The organism is Nocardia sp. NBC_01730, assembly GCF_035920445.1.
GTDB lineage: Bacteria > Actinomycetota > Actinomycetes > Mycobacteriales > Mycobacteriaceae > Nocardia.
In genome coordinates this window covers 8,221,131-8,247,294 of the sequence record NZ_CP109162.1, presented here as the reverse complement: position 1 = coordinate 8,247,294, position 26,164 = coordinate 8,221,131, and the positions used below count along the sequence as shown (strand labels likewise).

Genomic DNA, 26,164 nt, shown 5'->3' with positions numbered 1-26,164 from the left:
AGCTTCCGTTGCGCCGTATGAGCGACAGCCGATTTCGCCGCGTCATGCACCGAATACCCGCTCCACCACCGCTTTGGCGCGGCGGGTTACGCGCAGGTAGTGGTCGAGGAATTCGCTGCCGTCGTCGTTGGGCCATCCCGCTACGCGTGCGACGGCCGACAGCAGTCGGCCGGGGCCGGGTAGCTGATCGGTCGGCTTGCCGCGGACCAGGACCAGCGCGTTGCGGGCCTTGGTCGCGGTGAGCCACGCGTCGCGCAGCAGCGCGACGTCCGCGGCGGCCAGCAGCTTGTTTTCCTCGATCACGTCCAGCGATTGCAGCGTCGAGGTGTTGTGCAGGCCGAGGACGTCATGGGCGTGGCGCAGCTGCATCAGTTGAACGGTCCACTCGATGTCGGCGAGTCCGCCACGTCCCAGCTTGGTGTGGGTGGCCGGATCGGCGCCGCGCGGCAGCCGCTCGGCATCGACTCTGGCCTTGATGCGCCGGATCTCGCGGACCGCATCGGTCGAGACGCCGCCCTCCGGATACCGCACCTTGTCGATGATGTGCAGGAACCGCAGCCCGAGTTCCTGATCGCCCGCCACCTGGTGGGCGCGCAGCAGCGCCTGTACCTCCCATGGCTGTGCCCACTGCTCGTAGTAGGCGGCGTAGGCGGCCAGCGTGCGAACCAGCGCCCCGTTGCGCCCCTCCGGCCGCAGCCCGGCGTCGACGTGCAGCGGCGGATCGGTGCTCGCCGCCCCGAGCAGCTGCCGCACCCGGTCCGCCACGCCGATCGCCCACTTGACGGCTTTGGTCTCGTCCTCGCCCGGCCTCGGGTCGCACACGAACAGTACGTCGGCGTCGGAGCCGTAACCCAGCTCCATTCCCCCGAGCCTGCCCATGCCGATCACCGCGAGATCGGCGGGTGCCGGCGCGCCCCGCTCCGCCTCACTTGCCCGGATCACCGCGCGCAGCGACGCCTCCAGCACCGCGACCCACACCGACGACAACGCCTGGCACACCCGCGGCACGTCGAGCATGCCGAGCAGGTCGGCCGAGGCCACTCGTGCCAGCTCGTGTCTGCGCAGCGAACGTGCCGCGGCTACCGCGCGTTTCGCGTCGTCGTAGCGTGCGGCGGCGGTCAGGATGCCGCGCGCGACGTCCTCGGGCTGCGGACCGAGCAGCAGCGGACCGCCGGGTCCGTCGGCGTACATCCGGATCGTCTCCGGCGCGTTGATCAGCAAGTCGGGCAGATACTCCGAGGAGCCGAGCACGATCATCAGCCGCTGCGCGATCGCCCCCTCGTCGCGCAGCTCGCGCAGGAACCAGATCTGGTCGGCAAGCCCTTCCGAAACCCGCCGGTAGGCCAGCAGGCCCGCGTCGGGATTCGGCGTGTTACCGAGCCATTCGAGCAGCGTCGGCAGCAGCAAGGCTTGGATGCGTCCCCTGCGCGACACCCCGCCGGTCAGCGCTTTCAGGTGTCCGAGCGCGTGTTCCGGCGCGACATAGCCGAGTGCCGCGAGCTGCCGGATCGCGGCTTCCGGGCTCAGCCGCAGCGCGTCGGAGTCCAGCCGCGCCACGGATTCCAGCAGCGGACGGTAGAACAGCTTGGCGTGTAAACGCCGCACCCGCACCGCGTTTCGGCGGATCTCACTGGCCAGCACGCCCACCGCGTCCTGCCTGCCGTCCGGCCGGACGTGCGCGGCGCGGGCCAGCCAGCGCATACCCTCCTCGTCGTCGGGGGCGGGCAGCGTGTGTGTGCGACGCAACCGCTGCAACTGCAGCCGATGTTCGAGCAGACGCAGGAATTCGTAGGACGCGTTGAGGTTCGCGGCGTCGTCACGGCCGACGTATCCGCCCGCCGCCAGCGCGGTCAACGCCTCGACGGTGCCCTGCACATGCAAGGTCTCGTCCACCCGCCCGTGCACCAATTGCAGCAGCTGCACGGCGAATTCGACATCGCGCAGGCTGCCGTGCCCGAGCTTCAGTTCGCGTTCGCGCAGATCGGCGGGCACCAGGTCTTCCACCCTGCGGCGCATGCCCTGCACGTCGGCGACGAAATCGGGACGCTCGGACGCCGACCAGACCATCGGCATCAGCGCATCGCGGTACTCCTCGCCGAGCGCGAGATCGCCGGTCATCGGCCGGTTCTTCAGCAGCGCCTGGAACTCCCAGGTACGCGCCCACCGCTTGTAGTAGGCGACGTGCGATTCCAGCGTGCGCACCAGCGCCCCCGCCTTGCCCTCCGGCCGCAGCGCCGCGTCGACATCGAAGAACGCCTGGCTCGCCACGCTCATCATCTCGGCCGCCATGCGGGTTGCGGTGGTGTCGGCGGGCTCGGCGACGAACACGACGTCGACGTCGCTGACATAGTTCAGCTCACGCCCGCCGCTCTTGCCCATGGCGATCACGGCCAACCGCACCGGCACCGGCCCGTCTTTGCAGACCCGCGCGACCGCTACCGACAATGCCGCGGTCACGGCGGCATCGGCCGAGTCGGCGAGATGCCTGCCGACCACCTGGTACGGCAGCACCGGCTCGTTCTCCACGGTGGCCGCCAGGTCGAGCGCGGCGAGCAGCATCAGCTGGTCGCGGTAGCGCTTGCGCAGCAGCGCCACCACCTCGGGACCGGAGATGCCAGCCCGGAACAGCATCGGGCCCGCGTTGGGGCCCTCCTCCGGCGCCGCGTCGACCACGCGGAGCAGATCGGCGACGAGCTCGTCACGCCCGGGTAATTCCTTGCGGCGCAAGATCTCCCAGGCTGACGGGTCGGCGACCAAGTGGTCACCGAGCGCGCCGGAGGCACCGAGCAGAGCGAACAGCCTGCCACGCAACGACTTGTCCGTGCGGATCGTCGAATCCAGCGCGTTCCAGCCTGTTCCGATGCTCTCACGTAGCCTCATGAGCGTGCTCAACGCGAGATCGGCATCCGGCGCGCGGGACAGCGCCCACAGCACGGGGATACTTTCGACGTTGTCCCAGCCCAATTCACGCAGCGAGGCGGCAGCGGACGGCTCGAGCAATCCGAGCCGACCGACGCCGGGTACAGCGGAACGGGCAGACGGTGGCCGGACCATGGCTCTCAAATTACATGGCCGAGGTCGTCGGCACGCCGACGCCGGACATCCGTTGGGTTACAACCCCAGGTATTCCTTGAGCTCGAAAGGCGTCACCTGGCTGCGGTAGTCCGCCCACTCCCTGCGCTTGTTACGCAGGAAGAAGTCGAACACGTGCTCGCCGAGGGTCTCGGCGACCAGCTCGGAGCGCTCCATCGCCTGCAGTGCCTCGTCCAGCGTGCCGGGCAGCTCACGGAAGCCCATGGCGCGTCGCTCGGCGGTGGTCAGCGACCACACGTCGTCCTCCGCCTCCGGCGGAAGCGTGTAGCCCTTCTCGATGCCACGCAGACCTGCCGCGAGCAGCACCGCGAAGGTCAGGTAGGGGTTGCATGCGGAGTCCGGGCTGCGGATCTCGACACGGCGCGAGGACGACTTGTTCGGCGTGTACATCGGCACGCGCACCAGCGCGGAGCGGTTGGATCGGCCCCACGAGGCCGCGGTGGGCGCCTCACCGCCGTGAATGAGGCGCTTGTAGGAGTTCACCCACTGATTGGTGATCGCACTGATCTCCGGCGCGTGCTCGAGGATGCCCGCGATGAACGCCCGCGCCGTCGCCGACAGGTTGATCGGGTCGTCCGGATCGTGGAAGGCGTTCGACTCGCCCTCGAACAGACTCATGTGCGTGTGCATCGCGGAACCGGGGTACTGGGCGAACGGCTTGGGCATGAACGTCGCGCGCACGCCCTCGTCGATCGCCACTTCCTTGATCAGGTAACGGAAGGTCATCACGTTGTCGGCCATGGACAGCGCGTCGGCGTAGCGCAGGTCGATCTCCTGCTGGCCCGGTGCGCCCTCGTGGTGGCTGAACTCCACCGAGATGCCCATCGACTCCAGCGCGTCGATGGCGTGGCGGCGGAAGTTCGGCGCCGCATCGTGCACGGCTTGGTCGAAGAAGCCGCCGGAGTCGGCGGGAATCGGCGAGGCGTCGTCATGCGAACCGTTCTTCAGCAGGAAGAACTCGATCTCGGGGTGCACGTAGCAGCTGAAGCCCACGTCACCCGCCTTGTTGAGCTGGCGGCGCAGCACGTGGCGCGGGTCGGCCCAGGACGGCGAGCCCTCGGGCATGGTGATGTCGCAGAACATGCGCGCGGAGTGCTGGTGGCCCTTGCTGGAGGACCACGGCAGCACCTGGAAGGTCGACGGATCCGGCCGGGCGACCATGTCGGCCTCCGAGACACGTGCGAAGCCCTCGATGGCCGAGCCGTCGAAGCCGATCCCCTCCTCGAACGCGCCTTCCAGCTCGGCGGGAGCGATCGCGACGGACTTCAGATAGCCCAAGACGTCGGTGAACCAGAGACGTACGAAGCGGATGTCCCGCTCTTCGAGCGTCCGCAGCACGAATTCCTTCTGGCGATCCATGCCCGCGAGCGTAAGCACCTGGCGTTAAATCTGTGTTACATACACGCTTAAGAATGCCGAGCAGGTGTTTTCGGAAGACTTCACACAGCCGGATCGTCCGTTTTGTGAGGTTTTCCGGCTCGACGTCAACCGTTCAGCAGCGATCGAACCGGGACTCGACGGGTTCAGCAGGTGAGGCCCGGCGCGGGTTCGGTCAGGTCGACCAGATAGCCGACGACCGCGTCGTCCACGCAAGGCACGCCGCCCGCCAGCGCCACCGTATGCCTACTGCCCCGGTAGGTGATGAGCGCGGCGCCCAGCTGCTCGGCCAGGTCGACCCCGGCCTGGTACGGCGTCGCCGGATCGTCGGTCGTGGACACCACCACCGTCTTCGGCAGCCCGTTCACCGCGATCCGGTGCGGTTCAGTGGTGTTGGGCACCGGCCACGAGGTGCACAGCTCCAGCGGCGCCGCCCCCGTGCCGTGCCCGTCGTCCAAGAACGGCGCCGCCTTGCGGTATTCGGTGTCCTGTTGTCCGGTGACGCCGCGGTCACCGATGCGCGGATCGTCCATGCAGCGGATGGCGTTGAACGCATCGCTGGTGTTGCTGTAGGTGCCGTCGTCGCGGCGGCCGTCGTACAGGTCGGCCAGCGACAGCAGGGTGTCGCCCCGGCCCTCGCGCAGTTCGGACAGACCGAGTGTGAGCACCTTCCACAGTTCGTCGGAGTACAGCGCCTGGCGCACGCCGGTGAGCGCGTCGCCGTAGTTGAGCCCGCGCGGGTCGGTCGTCGCGACCGGCTTGTCCCACAGCGGGTTCACCAGCTCACGGAACCGCTGCACGGCCTGCGCCGGATCGGTGCCGAGCGGGCAGTCCGGCTGCCGCACGCAGTCCGCGGCGTAGGCGTCGAACACCTTCTGGAAGCCCGCCGCTTGGCGCAGCGACTCCTGCACCGGGTCCTGCGAGGAATCGATCGCGCCGTCCAGCACCAGGGCGCGCACGTGCGTCGGGAACTTCTCCGCGTACGCCGAGCCGATCCTGGTGCCGTAGGAGTAGCCGAGGTAACTGAGCTTCGCGTCGCCGAGCGCGGCGCGCATGACATCAAGGTCCTGTACCACCTCGCGGGTGCCGACGTGCGCGAGGAAGTCCTTGCCGGTCCGTTCGAGGCAGCGGTCCACGTACCTGCGGTTGTCGGCCTCCGCGTCGGCGATGCCCTCGGGCGAGTTGTCTTCCTGCGGCTCGGCGCGTTCGGCGTCCTGCTCCTCGGCGGTCTGGCAGACGATCGCGGGGGTCGAGGAGCCGACGCCGCGCGGGTCGAAGCCGACCCGGTCGAAGCGCTCGGCCAGCGGGGTCTTGTTACCGAGGAACGACATGGTCAGGCCGGACTCCCCTGGGCCGCCCGGGTTCATCAGCAGCGAACCGAGGCGCTCACCCGTCGCTTTGATCCGGGATACCGCGATCTGCGCAGTCGGTCCGTCCGGCGCCGCGTAGTCCACCGGCACGGCGATCCGCGCGCACTCCGCGTTCGGGGGGAAGCGGTCGTCCGCTCCGCCGAATCCGGCGCAGCCGCCCCACCGCACCGTCTGCCCGTAGAACTTCTCCAGCCCGGTGGGCGGCGCGGGCATCGCGGTACCCGGCTCGTCACGGGTGACAGCGCACCCCGCGGCAACCAACGCCAGCACCGCCACCACGAGCACACCGCGCCCACTTCGCACCATCGACATGCCCTTGATAGTGCCATCGGGAAAACACCGACGCCGCCATCGGGCAAACCTCTGCGGCGCTGTGACCAATTGCACCGGTCACGGCCCTTAATCCGCCCCGGCGGCGGGTGGCACACTGGTTTTCGTCAGACAACCCGGGGACCCGGACGGGCCCCGAGGCGACACAGACGAAAGGGACGATGATGTCCGTATCCGATTCGGAAACCCCTGCCTACGGCGCGGTGTCCACCGCGACCGAGAAGGCGGTGCGCAAGACCCGGGTGCACCACCTGCAGCAGATGAAGGCCGACGGCGAGCGCTGGGCGATGCTGACCGCCTACGACTACTCCTCGGCGCGGCTGTTCGAAGAGGCAGGCATCCCGGTGCTGCTGGTCGGCGATTCCGCGGCCAACGTCGTGTACGGCTACGACACCACCGTGCCGATCACCGCCGACGAACTGATCCCGCTGGTGCGCGGCGTGGTGCGCGGCGCTCCGCACGCGCTGGTGGTGGCCGACCTGCCGTTCGGCACCTACGAGTCCTCGCCGCAGCAGGCGCTGGCCACCGCGACCCGCTTCATGAAGGAGGGCGGGGCGCACGCGGTGAAGCTGGAGGGCGGCGAGCGCGTCGCTGAGCAGATCGCGCTGGTCACCTCCGCGGGCATTCCGGTCATGGCGCACGTCGGCTTCACCCCGCAGAGCGTGAACACCCTGGGCGGTTTCCGCGTGCAGGGGCGCGGCGACGCCGCCGAGCAGCTGATCGCCGACGCCATCGCCGTGCAGGAGGCGGGCGCGTTCTCCGTGGTCATGGAGATGGTGCCGGCCGAGCTGGCCGGACAGGTCACCCGCAAGCTGACCATTCCGACCATCGGCATCGGCGCGGGCGCCGACACCGACGCGCAGGTACTGGTCTGGCAGGACATGGCGGGCTACACCAGCGGCAAGACCGCCAAGTTCGTCAAGCGGTTCGGCCACATCGGTGACGAATTGCGCGCCGCCGCGGCCGCTTACGCCGACGAGGTGCGCCGGGGCACCTTCCCCGGACCGGAGCACAGCTTCTGAACGACGGTCGGACCGGGCGATAACCGCGGAGCGGTGCACGCACCCGTCGCACCGCTGGCGTCAACCGCTGGTGGTGTGGGTCCGCGCGGTGCTGACGACCGATGGGATCGAGGTCACCGGCGACTCCCTCGACGAGTTGCCGGACGAGCGGCGCGCGGACTTCCGCTGCATATTCCCAGCGAAACCGACCGGGCACGGGCCGGTCAGCGGAAAAAATGGCAGACTCGATGCCGACAATACCGACACGAGCAGAGGTACCGATGCCGCACAGCCGTTGGATTTCCCGCAGCACACTGCTGATCGCGGGTGTTTGCGCCGCAGCACTCACCGCCTGTGGCAGCGAGTCGAGCCCCGCTCCGACCGGGAGTTCGACCACGGCATCAGCGGGCCCGACCACCAGCCACAGCACGCAGGCCAGTCCCGAGGTCAGCGACGCGTCCGCGGCTCAGCTGTGCGACATGCTCCGGCCGGAACTGACGAATTGGCGGATACAGGGTGGGACGCTGGGCAAGATCGGGCTGAACGCGCTCGTGCACGAGTGGGCGCTGCGCAACGGCGCCATCAACGCCGCGGTGCTGGCCGACAAGGCGATCATCGATCGCGCCGCCATCAAGAGCTGCCCTGATGTGCGTCAGCAGGCCATAGACGCCCTGGGGATCCCGGACCTGGCCTCCGGTCTGGCGTTCTGATCGAGAAGACCGAATGCGCACCCGCTACCCCGAGATCGAACCCCACGACTCCGGCATGCTCGCCGTCGGCGAAGGCCAGTCGCTGTACTGGGAGGTCAGCGGGAATCCGGACGGCAAGCCGGTGGTGTTCCTGCACGGCGGTCCCGGCAGTGCCACCGCGCCGTTCCATCGGCAGTTCTTCGACCCGGACGCCTACCGGATCGTGCTGTTCGACCAGCGTGGCTGCGGTCGCTCCACCCCGCACGTCGCCGACGGCGCGAGTCTGGAGCACAACACCACCCAGCACCTGATCGCCGACGTCGAGGCGCTGCGCGAGCAACTCGGCGTCGAGCGCTGGCAGGTGTTCGGCGGCTCGTGGGGTTCGACGCTCGCGCTGGCCTATGCACAGCGGCATCCCGAACGGGTGACCGAGCTCGTGCTGCGCGGCATATTCCTGGTGCGCCGCAAGGAAATCGACTGGTACTACAACGGCGCCGCGGGTTACGTCTACCCCGAGGAGTGGGCGAAGTTCCTCGCGCCGGTGCCCGAGGCCGAACGCGACCAGGATCTGGTCGAGGCCTACCACCACCTGCTGCACTCGGCCGACGACGAGGCCGCCAGCGCGGCCGCCGTCGCCTGGTCCACCTGGGAGGGCGCCACAAGTTCGCTGCTACCGCAACCGGATCGGGTCGCCGAAATGGCCCAGCCCAGATTCGCGCTGGCCTTCGCCAGGATCGAGAACCACTACTTCCGCCACGGTGGCTTCCTCGACGAGGGACAGTTGCTGCGCGATATCGGCGCCATCGCGCACATACCCGCCGTGATCGTGCATGGCCGCCACGACATCGTCTGCCCGGCGGTCAGCGCGTGGGACCTGCATCGGGCGTGGCCCGGTTCCGAACTGCGCATCGTCGACGACGCAGGGCACACGGCCAACGAGCCCGGTATCACACATCACCTGGTCGAAGCGACCGACCGATTCGCGAAGGCGGGTTAAACATGGCGACCACGGCCGGGAGCGCGTTCGTCACCGCACTGGGTGACGACGTCGACCGGCTGCTGGCCGCCGAACCCGAGGTCCGTTCCGACACACCGGATTCGGTGCACCAGATGCGGGTGGCCACCCGCAGGCTGCGCAGTGTGCTGCGGTCCTATCGCAGGCTGTTCGGCAGGAAACCAGTCGCCGCGATGGGCGCGGAACTCAAATGGCTCGCCGGATTGCTCGGGGAGGCCCGCGACGCGGAGGTGCGCGCCGACCGCTTCGAGACGCTGCTGGCCGACCATGCCGGGCAGACCTCGCGCGCCGACCTCGACGCCGTCACCGCCCGGCTGGTGAACGCCGAGCGGCACCGCTACCGAGCGGCGCACGACGTGGTCCTGAAGGCGTTGGACAGCGGGCGCTACCGCGATCTGCGGGCCGAGCTCTCCGAGTGGCGCACCGATCCCCCGCTGCGCCGCTCCCGCGCCGCGGCGCACGCCGCGGACTTTTTCGGGGAGGTGCTGCGACGCGACCTCGACCGGGTCGGGTCCCTCGTTCGCGCCGAACCCACGGTCACCGCCACCGAGCGGATCGAGCTGCTGCACGATGTTCGCAAGAGCGCCAAGCGTTTGCGCTACTCGTGCGAAGCGGCCGAGCAGACCGTCGGCGAGGACGCCGCCGATCTCGGCAGGCACGCGAAGAAGCTGCAGACGGTGCTCGGAGACCACCGTGACGCGGTGGAATCACACGAGGCGATCCTCGGCAGGGCGGCCGACGCCGCCGCGGCGGGCGAGCACGCGGCCATATACGAGATCCTCGCGGCCGCCGAGGACGCGGCGGCCGGTCGCGAGCTGAGCCGCTACCCGACCACGGCCGCAGCGCTGTTCGGATAGCTCGACGCCAGGTAGCTCGTCGAGCCCGCGACGCACGGCGGCCGGTACTCCGCGATCCAGTGCCATGCGAAGGCGCGCCGCCCCCGACGGTCCGCAGGGTCAGCCGGTTCGCGCGGTCGCCACGCGCGCTTACGGTGCGTCACTCGCGCCATCGAGAGTAGTGCGACGCAACGGCTTCTGTCGGACAGACAGCGACAGCCGACACCCGGCACTGCCGGACGCCCGACTGACTGCTGGACGCGCGGATTCACGCCGGGAACGCGAACGTCACCTTCCGTCCCCTCGGGTCCGCCGATGTCAGCCGCACCCGCACCGCCGCCCCTTCCGGCGGCTCGCCCACGCACGACCCGAGCACCGGAGGGTCGGCGATGAAGATCTCGGCGGGCCGATTGCCGTTGCCCTCACGCACCACCACGGCGTCGAACTCCGCGCCGACCCGCTGCGTCAGCAAGGTCGCCTCGGTCAGATCGATGCAGGCACGCTCCAGTTTGCCCGCGACGCCGTCGCTACGGCGCATGGCGTCGGCCGTACTCGTCAGCCCGTCACGTACCCACCGCGGCACCTCGTTTCCGGCGCACCTGGCCAGGCAGATCTCCGTCGCGAACCGATCCGACAGCCGCCGCAGCGGGGCGGTGACATGCGCGTAGGGTGCGCCGATACCGCTGTGCCGCACCGCCTCCGGCGCGGGCGGCTCCCCCGCGGCGCCGTCGACCACGGTGTAGGACGCGCCGCGCAGCAGGCTGGTCGCCTCGGACATCAGCACCAGCGCCGCCGGTGTGTTCAGGTCCAGCCGCGCCAGCATCCGACCGACCGGCTCCCGCGCGGGCCAGGTCACACCGAGCGCGTGCGCGGTGCGCCGGATGGAATCGATCGCCGATTCGGCCGGTGGCGGCATGGTGCGCAGCAGCGCGACCCGCTGCTCGGCCCGCGCGCCACTGTCCAGCATGATCCGCGCCGCGCAGATGCCGGTCAGCAGCGAGACCTGCTCGTTCCAGTCGTCGGCGGGGGTACGCGGTTCCACCACCAGCCGCCAGTGCCCGTCGGCGCACTCGTCCCGAACGACGGTTTGCGCCGGCAACCGCAGCCCGATCGCGCCGCGCATCAGCCCCGCCTCGATGCGCCGCGTGCCGAATTCCGGCAGGGCCGCGATCGAGGGATGCAGCCGACCGGCGGCGGCGTCGTCCTGCACCCCGGTGTAGTCGAGCCGGGCGCGGGAGCGCACCAGGGCCCGCACCACCGAGAAACTCCGTGGTTCGGCCTGTTCGTCGAGTTCGATGGTCCACAGCGCCACAGGGCGGGTCTGCCCCGGCAGCAGGCTCGCGGACCCTTCCGCCAGCACCGGCGGATGCAGCGGCACGGAGTTGTCGGGGAGATAGAACGTCTGCCCCCTGGCGCCGGACTCCTCGGCGAGCGCGCCGTCGGGGGTGATCACGGCACCGACGTCGGCGATGGCGTAATGCACGATGAAGCCGGTGGGGGTGCGTTCGAGATATAGGGCCTGGTCCAGATCCAAAGCCCCGGGCGGGTCGATCGTCACGAACGGGATGTCCGTGCGATCGACCCGGTCACCCGCGAACGCGTCGATCGCATCGCGAGCCTCGGCGGTGGCCTCGGCGGGATACGCCGAGGCCAAGCCGAATTCGGAACGGATGGCGCCGAAATCGACCGGCGCCGACACGATCCGCTGGTGGAGTTCCACGCTGGAGCGCCGGTCCTACTGCAGCGCCAGCATGGTGCCGTTCAACTGATCAACGGGCCCGTAGACGGTGAAGGTGACCCGGCCACCGGGGACCGAGGACGACACCTGGGCCGCCGCGTCGAGCGCCTCACCGAACGAGGCCGCCGAGGGATGCGGCAGGCCGGCGATCGTCTGGCCGAAATGGTTCTGAGATACCCACGCCGTGTCCGCGGGGCTGAGGTCCACTTGGACCCCACCCCCCAGCGGAGTCACCGCGACCGCGCTGGCGGAACCGGTGCCGAGCACGGCGAAAACCGATGCGGCCCCGGCGACCAATGCACCGGCGACCAATGAGCGAACTACTCGCATATGAGTTGAGACCTGCTTTCCCGCGATCGGAGTACGAATGGCCCGTTGCTGCCCCGCAACAGGCCGTGCCAACGGCGACTACTTTATGACGTCGATCACGATGAAGGCCAGCTCCACACGAATCGACATGGCGGAAACTTCGAGCGGCGACATGACCGCGCCCGCGCTGCTAACGTGGCCCGCCGTGACGGGTGTCTCGTGCGCCCGCACATTTCGAAATGTCCTGTATGTCGACAATTGGGAGCCCTTCACCTATGTCATCGATTCTGTTCGACTACCTTTTGCCTCTCCTCGGCCCCGAGCAGGCCGCGTACTGGGCTCAGGTCTTTATGGTCAACCCGGTATGACCGCGTGATTCTTCTCTCCCAGCGTCGCCTCCCGTTCACCCGACGGGAGGCGGCCTTGGTTCCAGGCCGCTAACATCCCGCTATGTGAGAAGAACTACCGCCGCTCTCGCGGCCAGCGCCACCCTCTTCGCCCTACTCCTCGCGGGCTGCGGGAATGACGAAGCAAGCAGTGGCTCCCCGTCGACCACCTCCGGCGCGCCCTCGGCGCAGGGCGGCGAGGCCCAGGCCTTCAACGGCGTGCAGGCCGGCGTTTTCGTCGTCAACTTCCGCGGCGCGTTCCCGAAGCTCGCCGAAGGCAAAGACGATGCGAAGATCGCGAGTATCTTGTCCGAGGGGTGCAAGGACATCAAGGCGGGTAAGTCCGAAGATGAAGTCGTCGAAAACATCACCAAACGAGCCGGGGGCAGCACCGAACCCAGTTCGGAGGAGGCCGAGGCGATCTACCACATGGCCAAGCTGATGTGCTGAGCTGAATTACCTCCGCAGCGGCAGATACTTCAGATCGTGATCATGGCGATGGCGATGGCGATGGCAGGAACCAGCACGGACACGCGGCGCGTCGAGTTCGGCGGCGGCGCACCCGAATCGGTATCCGCCGCCCGTGTTACGACCGGGCACCCGCTCGGCGGGTCCCTGACGTTTCGCCGACGTCGGGGCGGACGAGTCGGTCTCTAAGCCGGATCCTGTACCCGGTTCGCACCGGGTGGCGACCATCCATCTGGACACACCGTCACCGGGTGCCTCGAGCGGTCCACCCGCAGGCTCGGGCGAGCAACCCTCGAACGCCTGCGCAACCGCACCGCGAGCGGTGCGACCTTCGACCTTGCTCCGGGCGGGGTTTACCTAGCCGCCCCGGTCACCCGGGGCGCTGGTGCGCTCTTACCGCACCGTTTCACCCTCACCGCACGGCCCCGAAAGGCCATGGGCGGTCTGTTTTCTGTGGCACTTTCCCGCGGGTCACCCCGGGTTGCCGTTAGCAACCGCCCTGCTCTGTGGAGTCCGGACTTTCCTCGGCTCCGGGCAGCGGCACACCTGTGCCCGTTCCCGGCGACGCGGTCGCCCGACCAACTCGTCCGCGGTAACAGGATACTAGGTACGGTTACTGGCCATGGAACGTGTCGAGGTCGGCTTCCCGTCCGGAAGCGAGCAGTGCGCCGCGTGGCTTTATCGCCCGGACGGAGCACCCAAACCCCGCCCACTCGTGGTGATGGGACACGGCCTGGGGGCCAATCGGGAAATGGGACTCGACCGCTACGCGCGGCGCTTCGCCGCCGCGGGCATCGCGGTTCTGGTGTTCGACTATCGGCATTTCGGTGCCAGCCAGGGCACGCCGCGCCAGGTGGTGAACATCGCGCGCCAGCGCGCGGACTGGCATGCCGCCATCGCGTTCGCGCGCACCCTGCGCGGCATCGATGCGACCCGAATCGCGTTGTGGGGCACCTCTTTCGGCGGCGGGCACGTGCTGTCGGTCGCGCCGGACGACGCCTACATCGCGGCTGTGGTCGCGCAGGTGCCGTTCACCAGCGGCTTGGCTTCGGCGCTGGTGAAGGGACCGATCAGCCTGGTCAAGGTCGCCACCATCGCCGCGACCGATCTACTGATCGGCCCGATCCGCCGCAAGCCCATCGGCATCCGGCTGGCAGGCCGCAAGTGGGCGGCGGCGCTGATGAGCGCACCCGACGTGCCGGACGGCAACCGCAGGCTGGCTGAGGAGAGCGAGACCTACGAGCCGAAAGTGGCTGCGCGCGTGGCGATCTCCATGCTGTTCGACGCGCCGGGCCGACGTGCGAAGGCACTGAAGATGCCGGTCATGTACGCGCTGTGCGACAACGACTCCCTCACACCGGTGAAATCGGCAATGCAGGCCGCCGACCGCACCAAGCACGCGATCGTGAAGCGCTATCCGGCCGGGCATTTCGACATCTACTTCGACGACGTTTTCGAGAAGGCCGTGTACGACCAAACCGAGTTCTTGGTGTCGATACTGCGGCCATGAGATCTCGCGACGCGACCCGGCCGGGCGGTCGGGTCGCGCGCTCGGTGCCGTATCGTGGATGACAGTTCGTATCCCGGGCAGTCCGCCCTCGGTGATGGCCCCGATGCGCCGCGAAGCATCGTCTCGATGAAAATCGTTCTCTCCCACGGGAAGGCATTTCCCGTTCCACTATGAGTTCCGTGCGGGTCAGGACCCGCACGGAACTGCGCGGACAGCGCCGCAGGCGCGGCCACGGCTGCTGGAACCATCTGCTGATCGCACCGCTGTGGCCCAAGCACGGCGTCAACCTGGGGACGCTGCTGCGCACCTGCGACGCCGTCGGCGCGTGCATGGCGGTGCCGCGGCGCCCCTGGGTGCCCGACGCGCTCGCGCAGGGCAACACGTTGCGGCACCGGCAGTGCGTGCACTGGGTCGAAGGACGGGTCGAGCGGTGGCTCAGGCGCCAGCGCGACGGTGGTTCGGCGATCGTCGGCGTGGAACTCACCGACGAATCCATCCGCCTGGCCGACCTGCCCGTCGCCCGGCGGCGCACCGTCATCGTGCTCGGACATGAGACCAGCGGAATCCCGCCGGAAGGGCTCGAGTTGCTCGACGTGGCGGTCGAGATCCCGATGGTCGGCACCGGGCACAGCCTCAACGTGGCGGTCGCGGGCTCGCTGGTGCTCTACAAGCTGGCCGGGCTGTGCTGATCACCGCTCACGCAGCAACTCACGCGCGAGGACGGCGGCCCACCAGTCCGCGACCCGCTGGGGCGGCCATCCGCGCTCGACGGTGAGGTCGAGGTAGACGTCGATGTTGCAGATCGCCGCGTAGATGTCGATGGCCGTCGGCACGTCGATGCCGCGCCGCAGCGTGCCCTCCGGCCAGGCGGACAGCACGTGCCGGTGGGCGTCGTCGCCGCGGTGGCGGCCCTCGCGGTACGCCTCCGCCAGTTCCGGCTCGGTTCGCCCTGCCTCACGCAGCAGCACGATCACGTCGCCCGCCCGCTCGAACAGCCTGCGGTCATAAGCGGCCATGGCGGCCAGCTGCCGTCGCGGATCAGGGGCGACCTCCAGGTCCGCGAGCAGCAGAGGCAGGTCGGCGGACAGGTCGGCCGCGTCGGCCAGTGCCCTCGTCAGGCCGGTCTTGTTGCCGTAGGCCGCGTAGACCGTCGGCACCGAGACGCCCGCGGCTTGTGCCACGTCACGCACTGTCGCCGCCGCCCAGCCCTTGGCGAGGAACACCTCTCGGGCGGCACGGGCGATCTCCGCGCTGGTCTGCTGGGCCTGGGCGGTACGGCGTAGCGAGTCGTAACGGCGCCGAGCCGGTTTCGCAGTCACAGGGTTCCTCTTTCGGTTTCCACTACCTATATTAAATATATGATAGACAAAATTAAATGCGCCTGGACATTCACCCGAATCGGCGGCTCGGCGGGCCTCGGCTTCGCACTCGTGATCGTCGGCGCGAACCTGATCCTCGAGCCCACGGGTATGCCACCGGTCGGCGCCGACGTCGCCGACGTGGACGCCTTCTTCACGGACAAGGCGGGTCTGGTCGGGTTGTCGTCGATGTTCCTGCCCGCGGCGTGGGCATGCGTCGTCGTATTCGGTGCCGCCGTGGTCGCCACGTTGTGGCCGCGCGAGCGGTCGCTCGGTTCGGCCTGGTCACTGGTCGGCTTCGCGGGACTGCTGTTGCAGAACAGCACCTTCGTCGGCATTGCCGCCACCCGCCTCGCGCTGTCGGACAGCACCGGCGGCGCCGCGGGGCTCTGGGCCATGCACAACGCACTGTTCAGCCTCAACGGCACGTTCCTGGCCGTCGCTATGCTCGGGTTCTCCCTCGGCGGATGGCGCACCGACCTCATCCGTCGCTGGCACGCCGTTCTCGGACTGACCGCCGCCACGGGCCAATTCGCCTGGGCCACGCTGGGGCCGCTCGTGATCGACCATGTCTCCCCGCTCAGCTTGCTCGGTCTGGTCAGCTGGTTGCTGTGGGTGGTGTGGATTGCGACATACGGGATCACGCTGGTGCGACTTCCCGCACCGCTCAGGCCAGTCGTTCTCGACGGCTGATCCTGTCGGTGCCCGGCGCTATCGTCCGGTGCCATGAATGCCGCGACCGCTGCCGTCGCCGAGATCGTGGACGCAATAGCGCCCCTCGACCGACTCGAGCAGGAGCACATCGATACGGCGCTGGCCTGGCTCGCGTCGACCGACGACGTGTTTCGGCCGCTTCCGCACCAAGCTCGATAAGTCGCTCCGACCAGCCGCCGACTAGCGCCATCCTGTGTCGACGGCGGCGGCTCCTGCTGCCAAGATAACGCGGATGATCATCAGACCCGCGCGGGACGAGGACTTCGCCGAATTTCTCGAGCTGGCGGCGCAGGTCGAGCACTGGTTCGGGCCGATGGTCGACGATGCCGGATTTTGTTCCGCGGTGACACGACACATCGGGCTGGGCACAGCGCTCGTCGCGGTGTCGGCAGGGGCGGAGATCCTCGGCGGCCTGCTGTTCGGCGCGCACGCAACCTTTTACACCGTGCACTGGCTGGTAGTCGCGAAGCAGATACGCGGGTACGGCATCGGCCGGGCGTTGACGGCGGACGCGATACGCCGGTTCGTACGCGGTCCCGGAACACTCGAGGTGATCACCTTCGGAGCCGACCATCCCGGTGCGGTAGCCAGTGGTGCACGGGCGTTTTACGAAAGCCTGGGCTTCGCACCCGCCGAAGCGGCGGACAGCGGACCGGACGGCGGTTCGCGGCAGGTTTATCGCCGCGCCGTCTGATGCGCGGGCCAGGTTCGGTCACTGCCTGCGGAGTACTCGCCGAAGAACGACCGCGGCGGACGCCGTAGCGGCAACGGCCGGCTGGGAACCGCGTGGCCGCGTTGCACGCGAAGGCCGACGTCGACTGCGCGGTCGCTGACCACGCGCACCGAGGAGTGCTCGGCATCACCTACACATCACGATCACCGTCGAGATCGACGGCTGACACGACCCACAACCACCAACCGCGCGGCATCGCCGTTAACGCACGGGACGTCTCCCGAGAACAAAAGAGACCAGTTGGTTCTTTGATCGAAGACGGGTTTGGTAGATATGCAGGTGAACAGTGGGGTGGCCATGGCTTTTCGGCGCGCTGCCGACGACCTCACCCGCGCAGTTGTCGACCGTGAGACGCCGGCTCTCGCCGGGGTGATGCGTCAGACGGGTGAGCAGCTGCGGAGGACGGTGGACGAGCTGTGCGACATGGACCGCCGCGGAGGAGCACAGTCAGCCGTATATGCGGGGCATGGCGTGGAACCATGGCGAACAACTGGCAACTCATCCCGCCGAGAGGGCGGCTCCAGGTGGTTCCAGCCGCGACCACCGCGATCCGATCGGATCAACCGAGCGATCGACGACACCCTGACCAGGGTGAGTCCGCGTTTCGACCCGGACGATCCGCGACGGAGTAACAACTGTGTGGCCGTGGCGACCGCGTACGAGTTGCGTCGGCGGGGATACGACGTCGAGGCAGAGCAGATGCCGTTCCCGTTCGAAGCTGGGTTCCCGCACAGCATCACCGAGATCGCCTGGGGGCGACGGTTCACGACGGTGCTCCAGCGGAATCATCTGCGTGACGCGTTTCGGCAACCTGGTACACGGGGAATCGTCATCGCGGACTGGCCTCCGGGGCCGCGCGTCGACCTCGGCGATTCACATGTATTCAACATCGAGCACGTGTCCGGTGCCGGGATACGCGTTATCGACGGACAACCCAATCCCCCGTTGACGGACGCCACAGAACATATCCACCGAGCGGCAGCGTTGCGGTATTTGCGAGTGGACGATCTTGCGGACCCTGTACCGAGCATCATCAACTACCTCGGGATACGTACCGCGAGTCGATAACCCGTTGGTGACTGCACCATACCCGTTGCGACACTGAGACTTCCGCCTGGCCGCCGAGCGTTCGGAATCGGACGATTCTCGACACCCGCGGCGACGACAGCGACCGACTTGCGGTGACCACCTCGGGTGCGCGGACGCGTAATGCGTCGCCCCCTGAGTCGGTGAGCGCGACGCATCACAAACAACTGGGCCAGAACCGACGCTGACCCATAGCTTCGTGCTCGAGCTACCGGCGGCCCACGTTGTGCAGAAGCTGCCTGGTCGACTACCGTCCGCGGAGGGCTCGCCAGACAACGAATGCGATGACCGCGGCGGGTGCGGCGGCGAGCATGGGTTGGTTGCGGAACAATTCCAGCAGCGTGCGGCCCTGCCGGGCGACGGGTTCGGGGACTCCGGCCGCCCCACGCTCGCCGGCGGCGGCGGTGTTCGCCTCCGTCAGTTCGGCGCGCTCGGCCGCCCGACGAATGGACTCGGCCGCCTTTTGGGTGGCCTCCTGGCTCCGACCCGCCTGTCGCGCGGCGGCCACTTTCTCCTCCGCCTCCCGTGTCGCCTCCGCGGCCCGGCGGCGCACGTCGGCGGCTTTGCGTTCGGCCGCGTGCCGCGCCTCGACGGCCGCGTCCTCGGCCAGGTGCTCGGTCTCGGCCGCCTCGCCGCGCGCGGCGCCTGCGATCTCCTGGAAGCCGTCGGTTTCCGGACCGGGGGATTTATGTTCGTTCATCACTGTCTCCTGTCCTCGGCGGCGCAGTGCCGGGCGGATGTCCTGATGGTGTCGATCGAGCGCGGCACCGACGGACCGAGGGTGTTGGACGAGAGAACCGCTCGTCACGCCCCTGTCGAGGCCCGGTTACCCGGCGACCGCGCGGACAAACCGAAGCTCAGAAGCGCAATTCCAGCACATGTTCCCGTCGTGGATCGCCTGGTGCGAAGGGTCCGCTGACCCCGGTCAGCGCGAAGCCATTGCGTCGATACAACTGCTCGGCGAACGTGTTCCCTTCGACGACCTCCAAACGGACCACGCGATGACCGCCGCGCGCGGCCCATTCGATCACCGCGCGCACAAGCAGATCCGACACCCCGGTGCCGCGTGCCTCGGGCGCCACCCACATCGAAATCAAGTGCACACCACCGCGATTCAGGTCTGGCATGCCCGCGACGGTGCCCAGCTCGACCCCTGCGGAACCGGCCAGAAACTGCGCCCGGTCCGACAGCGCGCGCCGCCAGTCACGCTCGGTGCGGGCCTGTGCATCGGCCAGGGTCGAACCGAAGAATTGCGGCGCGTCGGCCAGCGCCCTGAGCCGGACCCGCCGGAACACCGCCCACTCGTCGGGGATGAGCAGCCTGATCTCGAATGTCGAGGCATCCACCCGGAATTCTCTACACTCCCGGCACTGTCGTGCGCAAAGGGTTTGAGACGGGCATCCGTGCGGCGAGCGCCGCACCGGCCGCCCAGGCGGCGATCTGTCGGGTGGCCCGGGTCGAGATGCTCATGTCCACTCCTGTGGTCGATCCTGTCGGGGCCCACTCGGCTCCCTGGACCAACCCTGCTGACTCGAGGTGAGCGTCTCAATAACCTCTGAGGTCATGGCTGCGCGGCACGGCGGGTGATTAGCTGGTCAGGTGGCACATACACCGGTGCGAACGGAGTCCAGAGCGGGCAGTCTGCTGCGCGAGTGGCGGCAGCGACGCAGGCTGAGCCAGCTCGATCTGGCGCTGGCGGCCGACACCTCGGCGCGGCACCTGTCGTATGTGGAGACCGGGCGCGCCAAGCCGAGCCGAGCGATGGTGTTACGACTGTGCGAGACGCTGGAGGTGCCGCTGCGCGAGCGCAATACGCTGCTGATGGCCGCGGGCTACGCGCCGGCGTATCGGGAGAGCAGCCTGGACGACGCACATCTCACGTCGGTCCGCGCCGCGCTGGACACCATGCTGGCCGCACATGAGCCGTACCCGGCGGTGGTGGTCGATCGGGTGTGGAACGTGGTGACCGGGAACGCGGCGATGGGCGTGCTGATGCACGGCGTTCCCGACCACGTGCTGGCACCACGGCCGAACGTGTACCGGCTGGTGCTGCATCCGGAGGGGCTCTCCGCCCGGCTGGCCAACCTCGCCCAGGTGCGCGAGCTGTTCGTGGAGCGGCTGGCCAGGCAGGTCACCGCGAGCGGCGATCCCGAGCTGGCGGCGCTGTACGACGAGGTGTCCCGCTATCCGGATCCGCCGCGGATCGCCGACGATTCGGAGCAGACGGGCACCCGAACGAGTCCGTTCGAGGTGCCGATCCGGATCCGCACTCCCGCGGGCGAGCTGTCGATGTTCAGCACGATGGCCACGTTCGGCGCACCGGCCGACGTCACGCTGTCCGAACTGGCCATCGAATTGTTCTACCCTCTGGACCAATTCACCGCGACCGCGCTGCGCAACCTCGCGGCAGCAGCGAATTCGTGACAGTCCCGCGAAACCGCACGGCTGCGCGGGCGGCAACCTCAGGCGGGTCAGGCGCCCGACCAGTTCCGCCTCGAGCACCGCACCCAGATCGACGATATCGATGTTTACGCGGTCAGCCTGCCGACAGCAGGGCGCGCACACTCTCGTCGGCGAGACGTTCGGCGCGGTCGCGGGACACCGCAGGCTCGACATAGCCGATATTGAAGGACAACTCATTGTGGGTCGCGTTGGCGGTGGCCATGATGAATCCGCTCACCGACATGCCCGAGACGAACTGGGCTCCTTCCAGCCACCAGGAACCGATCTTGTCGGGGAAGGGGTAATCGCCGAGGTAGGTCATACCGAGATGCCCGGGGCCGCGGGTGTCCATGAGCTCGACCGTGGACGCACTGGCGGCCACCGACTTCGGCGCGGCCACCTTCAGCAGGTTCAGCGCGGACAGATGATCGCGGCGGCCGATCCGCGCGCCGTACTCGCGCTCGATCTCCGCGGCGATCTCCCAGAGCGAGGCCCACGGCGCGTATTTCGCCGGGGTCGCGATCATCCCCTGATAGGTGCCCACCTCGGTGTCGGCGGCGGCGCCGTCGAGGTGGCCGCGGAAGTTGACCGAGCTGCCGACGGTGTACCAGGTCTCCTTGTCGGTGCCTGCCTCCCTGGCCGCCGCCATCAGCAGCGCCGCCGAGAGCGCGGCCTGCAGGCCAACGACGTGGCGCGCACAGCCTGCGGCAAGCCCGTCCAGCCGGTCGACGTCGAGGCTGCGATGCACCACCCGGCTGCGCCGTTGCGCGGGCGGCGCCAGCGAAGTGGGCTCCAGCCTGCGCGGCCTGCGCAGCTGCGACCTCTGGTCGCGCAAGAAGGAACCCGCGGTGCGCAGGGCGCCGCCGGTTCCCTGGAAGCGCGGCGGGAAGAGGTCTTCCGGACCCGGCCGCACCGGGGCGGGCGGGACCTCGCTCGCTTCCCCCGCGGCCGCCTGGAGCACCTGCTTGGCCACGGTCAGCGCGCTCTCGCCGTCGGCGACGGCGCAGTGCAGGGTGACGATCAGCTCGTTGGTGCCGTCCGCGTCTTTGATCAGCACGGCCCTGCCCAGCGGCCCGGCGCGCCAGTCGAACGGCTCACGCAGCTCGACCTCGTCGACCTCGGTCAACCATGTCGTGGTGTCCTCGGATTCGATCACGCGCAGTGGAATGGGCACCTGGATAGGCACAAAACGCGGTGCGGTGCCGTCGGGTTCGGCGGCCACCGCGACCCGCAGCAGCGGATGTCGGCGCTGGACGTCGTCCAGTCCCGCCCGGATCTGCTCGGCGTCGACGTGCCCGCGGATCCGCACACGCGACAGGATGTGCAGCGGCGCCAGCTGATCGGCGATCCAGTGCCAGCGCTCGACCGGCGACAGCGGGCGTGGCAGCCGGGCGGTCGGACCGTTCAGCGGCGGGAACGACATCGGTTTGGCGAGCTCGCGCAGGAAGAAATCGGTGGGGGCGTGCCGGAAGTAGGCGTCGCGCACCTGCACCAGGCGCGGGTTGGTGGTCTGCTCGATCTTGGCGAGCGAGGCGGATCCGTTGACGAGCATGCCGGTCCGCTCGGCCCGCAGACGTTCGTAACGACGCAGGCCCGCAACAGGATCCAGCGAACTCCGCAGCACGCCGGCCAGCACCACCGCGTCCTCGATGGCGGCGTTGGCGCCCTGGCCGAGGCCGGGCAACATCGGGTGCGCGGCGTCGCCGAGCAGGGTCGCCCGGCCGCGGCCCCACTGTGCCAGCGGCGGACGGTCCTCGGCCGGCACGGCGAGAATCGCGGATTCGTCGGTCTGCTCGATGCAGGCACGCACCTCCGGTGCCCAGTCGGCGTAGAGGCGAAGCAGATCTCCCTTGCCACCTCGCCAATTCGCGGCCTCGTCGGCGGACATGGTCTGGGTGCCCCACCAGTACACCCGGCCGTGGCCGATGTCATGGATGCCGAAACGCATTCCGGTGCCCCAGAAGTGCGCCGAGAGGCCGCGCACCACATTGGGGTGCTCGAAGGGAATGCAAGCCCGCCAGCACACGAAGTTGCCCGACCTCGGCTCGGAGCGGCCGTGCAGCTGGGCGCGCACCGTGGAGTGGATGCCGTCGGCGCCGACGAGCAAGTCGCCCTCGGCGATACGGCCGTCGGCGAACTCGACGCGCACGCGCTCGCCGCGGTCGACGAACCGGATAGCTTGCGCGTCGATAAAAGTCGGCGTGTCGCCGATCGCGCGCAGCAACACATCGTGCAGGTCGGCGCGGTGCAGCGCCACTGCGGGCGCGCCGAGCTGGGCGTCGAGCCGGTGCACCGGGAGCACCCGGATCGGGCTGCCGTCGGGATGGCAGAAGCGGAAGGTCTCCACCCGTCCGCCGCGTTGGAGCAGTTCCTCCTCGATGCCGAGTCCGAGGCTGCGCAGCGCGTTGATTCCGTTGGCCTGCATCGAAAGACCGAAACCGTGGGCGCGCAGCTCGGGGGCGGCCTCGTAGAGTTCGACGCCGAAACCCGCGTGGCGCAGCGCGGCCGCCGTAGTGAGTCCTCCGATCCCCGCTCCGAGAACGACAACCTTGATCGGACTGCTCATCGAACCTGCACTCTCATCAAACTATTCGACGGCACAGGTGCTTCCTGCCGCAACGCGGGCGTTCGGGCGTTGCTGCCAATGAACCACCGTCCCCCTGAGCAGTACTGATCAAGGACACTGGGTCTTCCCCGACCAAGCAAGCAGGGGGCCACCTGTGCCTGACCGTCCGGAAGCCTACCGCTCTGAGGCGGGCACGGCGGAGTTGATGCGAGATTCACCGCATCGCACAAATGTGAAACGCAAATATGTTGAAGTAAGCCATAGTTCGCGGTTCCCACACGGTGTTCAGCATCGCATCAGAGATAGGACGTGTCGTTCACCAGACGCACCGATGCTCCACCATCGGGATAGAACTCCGCCATCGACAGCGACGCCAGATCCAGATGCAGCCGGTACAGCAGCGACGGGCCGACGCCGAGCGCCAGTTGCAGCAGCGTCTTGATCGGGGTCACGTGGCTCACCACCACCACGTTCGCGCCGGGATACAACCCGACCAGATCGCGACGGACCGCGTCCACCCGCTCCCGGACCTGATCGAAGCTCTCGCCGCCTGGCGCGGCGATCGCGGGATCGCCGATCCAGCGGGCGTGCAGTTCCGGGTCGTGCTGCGCGGCCTCCAGGAAGGTCAAACCCTCCCAGGAACCGAAGTCGGTCTCGATCAGGCCGTCGAACACCGTGACCGGCACGCCCAGCGCGGTGGCCGCGGCGTCGGCGGTCTCCCTGGCGCGGCCGAGCGGGGAGCTGACCACGGCCGCGATATCACCTTTGGCGGCCAGCATTTTCGCGGCGCGGGCGGCCTGCTCGCGGCCGAGGGCGGTGAGCGGAGGGTTGCCGCGACCGGAGTAGCGCCGCTGCAGCGACAGCTCGGTCTGGCCGTGGCGCAGCAGAAGCAGACGAGTGGGGCGGCCGGTGGCTCCGGTCCAGCCGGGGCCGGGCTGCGCGGCCTTCGCCGACACGGCGTCCGCGTCCCTGACCTCGTCGATCCAACTCGGCAGCTCGCGCTCGTCGTCGGTGGCGACGGCCGGATCGGCGGGTCCCGTCGCCGGTGCCCGCTGCTCACGCGAAGCCGCCGAACGGACCTCGTCCACCAGGGTGGCGTCGTCCATCGCCTCGTTCGCCAACCGGTCGGCGTGCGCGTTCCGCTCGCGCGGAATCCAGGTGAAGCTCACCCGCGCGAAACCGGCGACCAGCCTGCGCGCGCGGTCGGCGAGCGGAATCATGGACGCGTGCTTGACCTTCCAGCGGCCGGACATCTGCTCGACGACCAGCTTGGAATCCATCCGCACCGTGACGGATTCGGCGCCGAGTTCCGCCGCCGCCTCCAATCCGGCGATCAGGCCGCGGTACTCGGCGACGTTGTTGGTGGCGACGCCGATGAACTCCCGCCGTTCGGCCAGCACCCGGACGTGCTCCGCGTCGTAGACCACGGCGCCGTACCCGGCCGGTCCCGGATTGCCGCGCGAGCCGCCGTCGGCTTCGACGATCACCTCGGAATATGTCACCGTCATCCCCGCTTCGCGCGAGCGTCCGAGCCGGACAGCTGCCCGCTCACAGCCCCGATTCCTTGGTCCGGACCAAGATCGCGCCGCACTCCGGGCAGCGCACGACCACGTCGCGCGCGGTCTTGGCGATCCGCGCGATCTCGCCGCGGTCGAGTTCGATGCGGCACGCACCGCAGCGGCGGGCCTGCAACAGGGCCGCGCCGGCACCGTGCTGCTCGCGCTGGCGGTCGTAGATCGCGAGCAATTCGGCCGGGAACCGCGCGACCAGACCGGATCGGTCGGTGTCGCAGCGGCCCTGCGCCACATCCAGATCCGCGAGCGCCTCGTCACGCTGCCGCTGCGCAGCGGCCAGATCCTCATCGGTCTTGCTCAGCCTGGCGCCCGCGTGCTCATGGTCGGCGGCCGAAGCCTCGCGGCGCTCCATGACCTCGAGCAGTTCGTCCTCCAGCACCGAGCGGCGGCGCTCCAGGCTACCCAGCTCGTGCTGGATCTCCGTCAGTTGTTTGGCGTTCACCGAGCCCGCGGTGAGCATCCCCTTGTCGCGGTCCTCGCGTTTGCGCACCGCCTCGACCTCGCCCTCCAACTTGCGGATGTCGCGATCGAGGTCGTCCAACACGATCTCCACGGCCACCGCGGCGTCCTTGTGCGCGTTGCGCTCGGCCTCCAGCCGAGCCACCTCCTGCTGCTCGGGTAGCACGGTGCGACGGTGCGCGATCCGCGTCAGCTCGGCGTCGACGGCGGCGAGCTGCAGCAGCTCGGCCTGGATCGGGGGTTCGACATTCAACGCGGACAAACTCCTGGACATGGTGGATGGGGTTGGTGTTCAACCGTACCTCGCCGGACCCGTTGCCCCGCGCTAGCCGCCGACGGTGCGAGTCTTGATGGCGTCTCTGGAGATATAGACGTCGTATTCGCCGGGTACCGCGATCACTGCGTTGCCATAGGCGGAGCGCACGAACGGCTGGGTCCACCAGCGGCCGGCCCGCATGTCGGTGAAGAAGTCCCGGTCGCCGTCGTTGAGGAAGATCTGATGCTGGGTGGTCGCCACACCGTCCAGGCGCTGGCCGTACATGCGGCTGATCTGGTAGCCGGAGTGGAAGCCGAGGGCGTTCACCCAGGGCTCCAGCTCGACGATGCCCGCCTGTAGCACCCACATGTCGCCCTCGACCCGATAGGTCTTGCGCTGTTCGGGATGGTCGTCGTCGCCGTAGAGGGTGAGGTCGACGTCGAGCTGATGCTCCTGCCCCGCCACTTCCTTGGCGACCACGTGCGCCGCCTTGACCTCCCCGGTCAAGCCCAGATACGTCTGCAGTACCGTCGCGATCCACAGCAACACCGCCGCGACCAGCAACAGCACGAGCCCGCTCGCGCCGCGGGCGACCAGTGCCCGCATCCCGACCCGGCGCGCCGTGATCAGTCCGGAGATGATCAGCGCGACGCCGACGAGCAGCAACAGGATCAGGCCGATCTGCACGACCCCGAAATCGAACGAAAAGCTCATGACCGCGCCTCGCCGGCGCTCGGCTCCGGCATGCGCACTGCGCGCCGCGACATGATTCCCTCGCTACGCTCACTCATGACCGCACCTCGCCAACACTCGACGCCGTCATACGCAATGCGCGCTGGGTGTTGATGCTTCGC

The 26,164-nt window shown here is 68.8% G+C and carries 24 protein-coding genes and 1 other RNA gene; 12 read left to right on the top strand and 13 right to left on the bottom strand.

The features are described 5' to 3' along the window. Positions 1-42: 42 nt before the first annotated feature. The 3 genes from OHB12_RS33985 to OHB12_RS33975 all read right to left on the bottom strand — a co-directional run bounded on the left by OHB12_RS33985 (position 43) and on the right by OHB12_RS33975 (position 6,146). Positions 43-3,054, bottom strand: coding sequence for a bifunctional [glutamine synthetase] adenylyltransferase/[glutamine synthetase]-adenylyl-L-tyrosine phosphorylase (locus tag OHB12_RS33985; protein ID WP_327114291.1), 3,012 nt, complete (start codon positions 3,052-3,054; stop codon positions 43-45). 57 nt (positions 3,055-3,111) lie between these two features. After that, the gene (locus OHB12_RS33980; protein ID WP_327114289.1) at positions 3,112-4,452 is read right to left on the bottom strand and encodes a glutamine synthetase family protein; all 1,341 of its coding nucleotides are present in this window, start codon (positions 4,450-4,452) and stop codon (positions 3,112-3,114) included. 164 nt (positions 4,453-4,616) lie between these two features. Further along, on the bottom strand, positions 4,617-6,146 hold the full coding sequence (locus OHB12_RS33975) for an alpha/beta hydrolase (protein ID WP_327121719.1): 1,530 nt from the start codon (positions 6,144-6,146) through the stop codon (positions 4,617-4,619). A gap of 188 nt (positions 6,147-6,334) precedes the next feature. Between OHB12_RS33975 and panB the strand changes: the two genes are divergently transcribed. The 4 genes from panB (at position 6,335) to OHB12_RS33955 (ending at position 9,732) form a co-directional block, all read left to right on the top strand. Beyond that, positions 6,335-7,192, top strand: coding sequence for a 3-methyl-2-oxobutanoate hydroxymethyltransferase (gene panB, locus OHB12_RS33970; RefSeq protein ID WP_327121717.1), 858 nt, complete (start codon positions 6,335-6,337; stop codon positions 7,190-7,192). Positions 7,193-7,452: 260 nt separating this feature from the next. Continuing rightward, positions 7,453-7,881, top strand: a complete 429-nt coding sequence (locus OHB12_RS33965) for a hypothetical protein (protein WP_327114287.1) — start codon at positions 7,453-7,455, stop codon at positions 7,879-7,881. A 13-nt stretch (positions 7,882-7,894) separates the two neighbouring features. Beyond that, entirely contained in the window at positions 7,895-8,857 is a 963-nt protein-coding gene (gene pip / locus OHB12_RS33960; RefSeq protein WP_327114285.1) for a prolyl aminopeptidase, read from the top strand. Positions 8,858-8,859: 2 nt separating this feature from the next. Continuing rightward, on the top strand, positions 8,860-9,732 hold the full coding sequence (locus OHB12_RS33955; protein ID WP_327114283.1) for a CHAD domain-containing protein: 873 nt from the start codon (positions 8,860-8,862) through the stop codon (positions 9,730-9,732). 247 nt (positions 9,733-9,979) lie between these two features. On the opposite strand, the gene OHB12_RS33950 is transcribed toward OHB12_RS33955, so the two are convergent. Both OHB12_RS33950 and OHB12_RS33945 read right to left on the bottom strand, forming a co-directional pair. Next, positions 9,980-11,431: an RNB domain-containing ribonuclease gene (locus tag OHB12_RS33950; RefSeq protein ID WP_327114281.1), complete on the bottom strand. Its 1,452-nt coding sequence runs from the start codon at positions 11,429-11,431 to the stop codon at positions 9,980-9,982. 15 nt (positions 11,432-11,446) lie between these two features. After that, the gene (locus OHB12_RS33945) at positions 11,447-11,779 is read right to left on the bottom strand and encodes a hypothetical protein (protein ID WP_327114279.1); all 333 of its coding nucleotides are present in this window, start codon (positions 11,777-11,779) and stop codon (positions 11,447-11,449) included. A gap of 431 nt (positions 11,780-12,210) precedes the next feature. Between OHB12_RS33945 and OHB12_RS33940 the strand changes: the two genes are divergently transcribed. Further along, positions 12,211-12,594, top strand: a complete 384-nt coding sequence (locus tag OHB12_RS33940; RefSeq protein ID WP_327114277.1) for a hypothetical protein — start codon at positions 12,211-12,213, stop codon at positions 12,592-12,594. Positions 12,595-12,782: 188 nt separating this feature from the next. Here OHB12_RS33940 and rnpB read toward each other — a convergent pair. Then, positions 12,783-13,198: RNase P RNA component class A (gene rnpB / locus OHB12_RS33935), an RNA gene on the bottom strand. Between the two features lie 36 nt (positions 13,199-13,234). Here rnpB and OHB12_RS33930 point away from each other — a divergent pair. Both OHB12_RS33930 and OHB12_RS33925 read left to right on the top strand, forming a co-directional pair. Further along, positions 13,235-14,122: an alpha/beta hydrolase gene (locus OHB12_RS33930; RefSeq protein WP_327114275.1), complete on the top strand. Its 888-nt coding sequence runs from the start codon at positions 13,235-13,237 to the stop codon at positions 14,120-14,122. Between the two features lie 170 nt (positions 14,123-14,292). After that, a complete protein-coding gene (locus OHB12_RS33925) occupies positions 14,293-14,811 on the top strand; it encodes a TrmH family RNA methyltransferase (RefSeq protein ID WP_327114273.1) in 519 nt (172 codons plus the stop codon). Here OHB12_RS33925 and OHB12_RS33920 read toward each other — a convergent pair whose 3' ends face one another. Then, on the bottom strand, positions 14,812-15,441 hold the full coding sequence (locus OHB12_RS33920; protein WP_327114271.1) for a TetR/AcrR family transcriptional regulator: 630 nt from the start codon (positions 15,439-15,441) through the stop codon (positions 14,812-14,814). It abuts the gene before it with no gap. A gap of 39 nt (positions 15,442-15,480) precedes the next feature. On the opposite strand from OHB12_RS33920, the gene OHB12_RS33915 reads away from it, so the two are divergent. From OHB12_RS33915 to OHB12_RS33900, 4 genes are all read left to right on the top strand, one after another. Beyond that, complete coding sequence (locus OHB12_RS33915; protein WP_327114269.1) at positions 15,481-16,173, top strand: hypothetical protein; 693 nt, start codon at positions 15,481-15,483, stop codon at positions 16,171-16,173. A 33-nt stretch (positions 16,174-16,206) separates the two neighbouring features. Continuing rightward, positions 16,207-16,353: a hypothetical protein gene (locus OHB12_RS33910; protein WP_327114267.1), complete on the top strand. Its 147-nt coding sequence runs from the start codon at positions 16,207-16,209 to the stop codon at positions 16,351-16,353. Positions 16,354-16,426: 73 nt separating this feature from the next. Continuing rightward, on the top strand, positions 16,427-16,888 hold the full coding sequence (locus OHB12_RS33905) for a GNAT family N-acetyltransferase (protein WP_327114265.1): 462 nt from the start codon (positions 16,427-16,429) through the stop codon (positions 16,886-16,888). A 678-nt stretch (positions 16,889-17,566) separates the two neighbouring features. Continuing rightward, positions 17,567-17,995 (top strand): hypothetical protein, encoded by a 429-nt coding sequence (locus tag OHB12_RS33900; protein WP_327114263.1) that lies wholly within the window; start codon positions 17,567-17,569, stop codon positions 17,993-17,995. Positions 17,996-18,260: 265 nt separating this feature from the next. Here the strand turns inward: OHB12_RS33900 and OHB12_RS33895 are convergent, their stop codons facing one another. Continuing rightward, the gene (locus tag OHB12_RS33895) at positions 18,261-18,713 is read right to left on the bottom strand and encodes a hypothetical protein (RefSeq protein ID WP_327114261.1); all 453 of its coding nucleotides are present in this window, start codon (positions 18,711-18,713) and stop codon (positions 18,261-18,263) included. A gap of 157 nt (positions 18,714-18,870) precedes the next feature. Beyond that, a complete protein-coding gene (locus OHB12_RS33890) occupies positions 18,871-19,359 on the bottom strand; it encodes a GNAT family N-acetyltransferase (protein ID WP_327114259.1) in 489 nt (162 codons plus the stop codon). Positions 19,360-19,612: 253 nt separating this feature from the next. Between OHB12_RS33890 and OHB12_RS33885 the strand changes: the two genes are divergently transcribed. Continuing rightward, positions 19,613-20,437 carry a helix-turn-helix domain-containing protein gene (locus OHB12_RS33885; RefSeq protein WP_327114257.1) on the top strand — a complete coding sequence of 275 codons (825 nt, stop codon included), beginning with the start codon at positions 19,613-19,615 and terminating at the stop codon, positions 20,435-20,437. A 112-nt stretch (positions 20,438-20,549) separates the two neighbouring features. Here the strand turns inward: OHB12_RS33885 and OHB12_RS33880 are convergent, their stop codons facing one another. From OHB12_RS33880 to OHB12_RS33865, 4 genes are all read right to left on the bottom strand, one after another. Then, the gene (locus OHB12_RS33880) at positions 20,550-23,021 is read right to left on the bottom strand and encodes an FAD-dependent monooxygenase (RefSeq protein ID WP_327114255.1); all 2,472 of its coding nucleotides are present in this window, start codon (positions 23,019-23,021) and stop codon (positions 20,550-20,552) included. Between the two features lie 296 nt (positions 23,022-23,317). After that, the gene (locus tag OHB12_RS33875; RefSeq protein WP_327114253.1) at positions 23,318-24,529 is read right to left on the bottom strand and encodes a bifunctional RNase H/acid phosphatase; all 1,212 of its coding nucleotides are present in this window, start codon (positions 24,527-24,529) and stop codon (positions 23,318-23,320) included. Positions 24,530-24,569: 40 nt separating this feature from the next. After that, complete coding sequence (locus OHB12_RS33870) at positions 24,570-25,307, bottom strand: zinc ribbon domain-containing protein (RefSeq protein ID WP_327114251.1); 738 nt, start codon at positions 25,305-25,307, stop codon at positions 24,570-24,572. A 72-nt stretch (positions 25,308-25,379) separates the two neighbouring features. Next, the gene (locus OHB12_RS33865) at positions 25,380-26,024 is read right to left on the bottom strand and encodes a hypothetical protein (protein ID WP_327114249.1); all 645 of its coding nucleotides are present in this window, start codon (positions 26,022-26,024) and stop codon (positions 25,380-25,382) included. Positions 26,025-26,164: the final 140 nt, after the last annotated feature.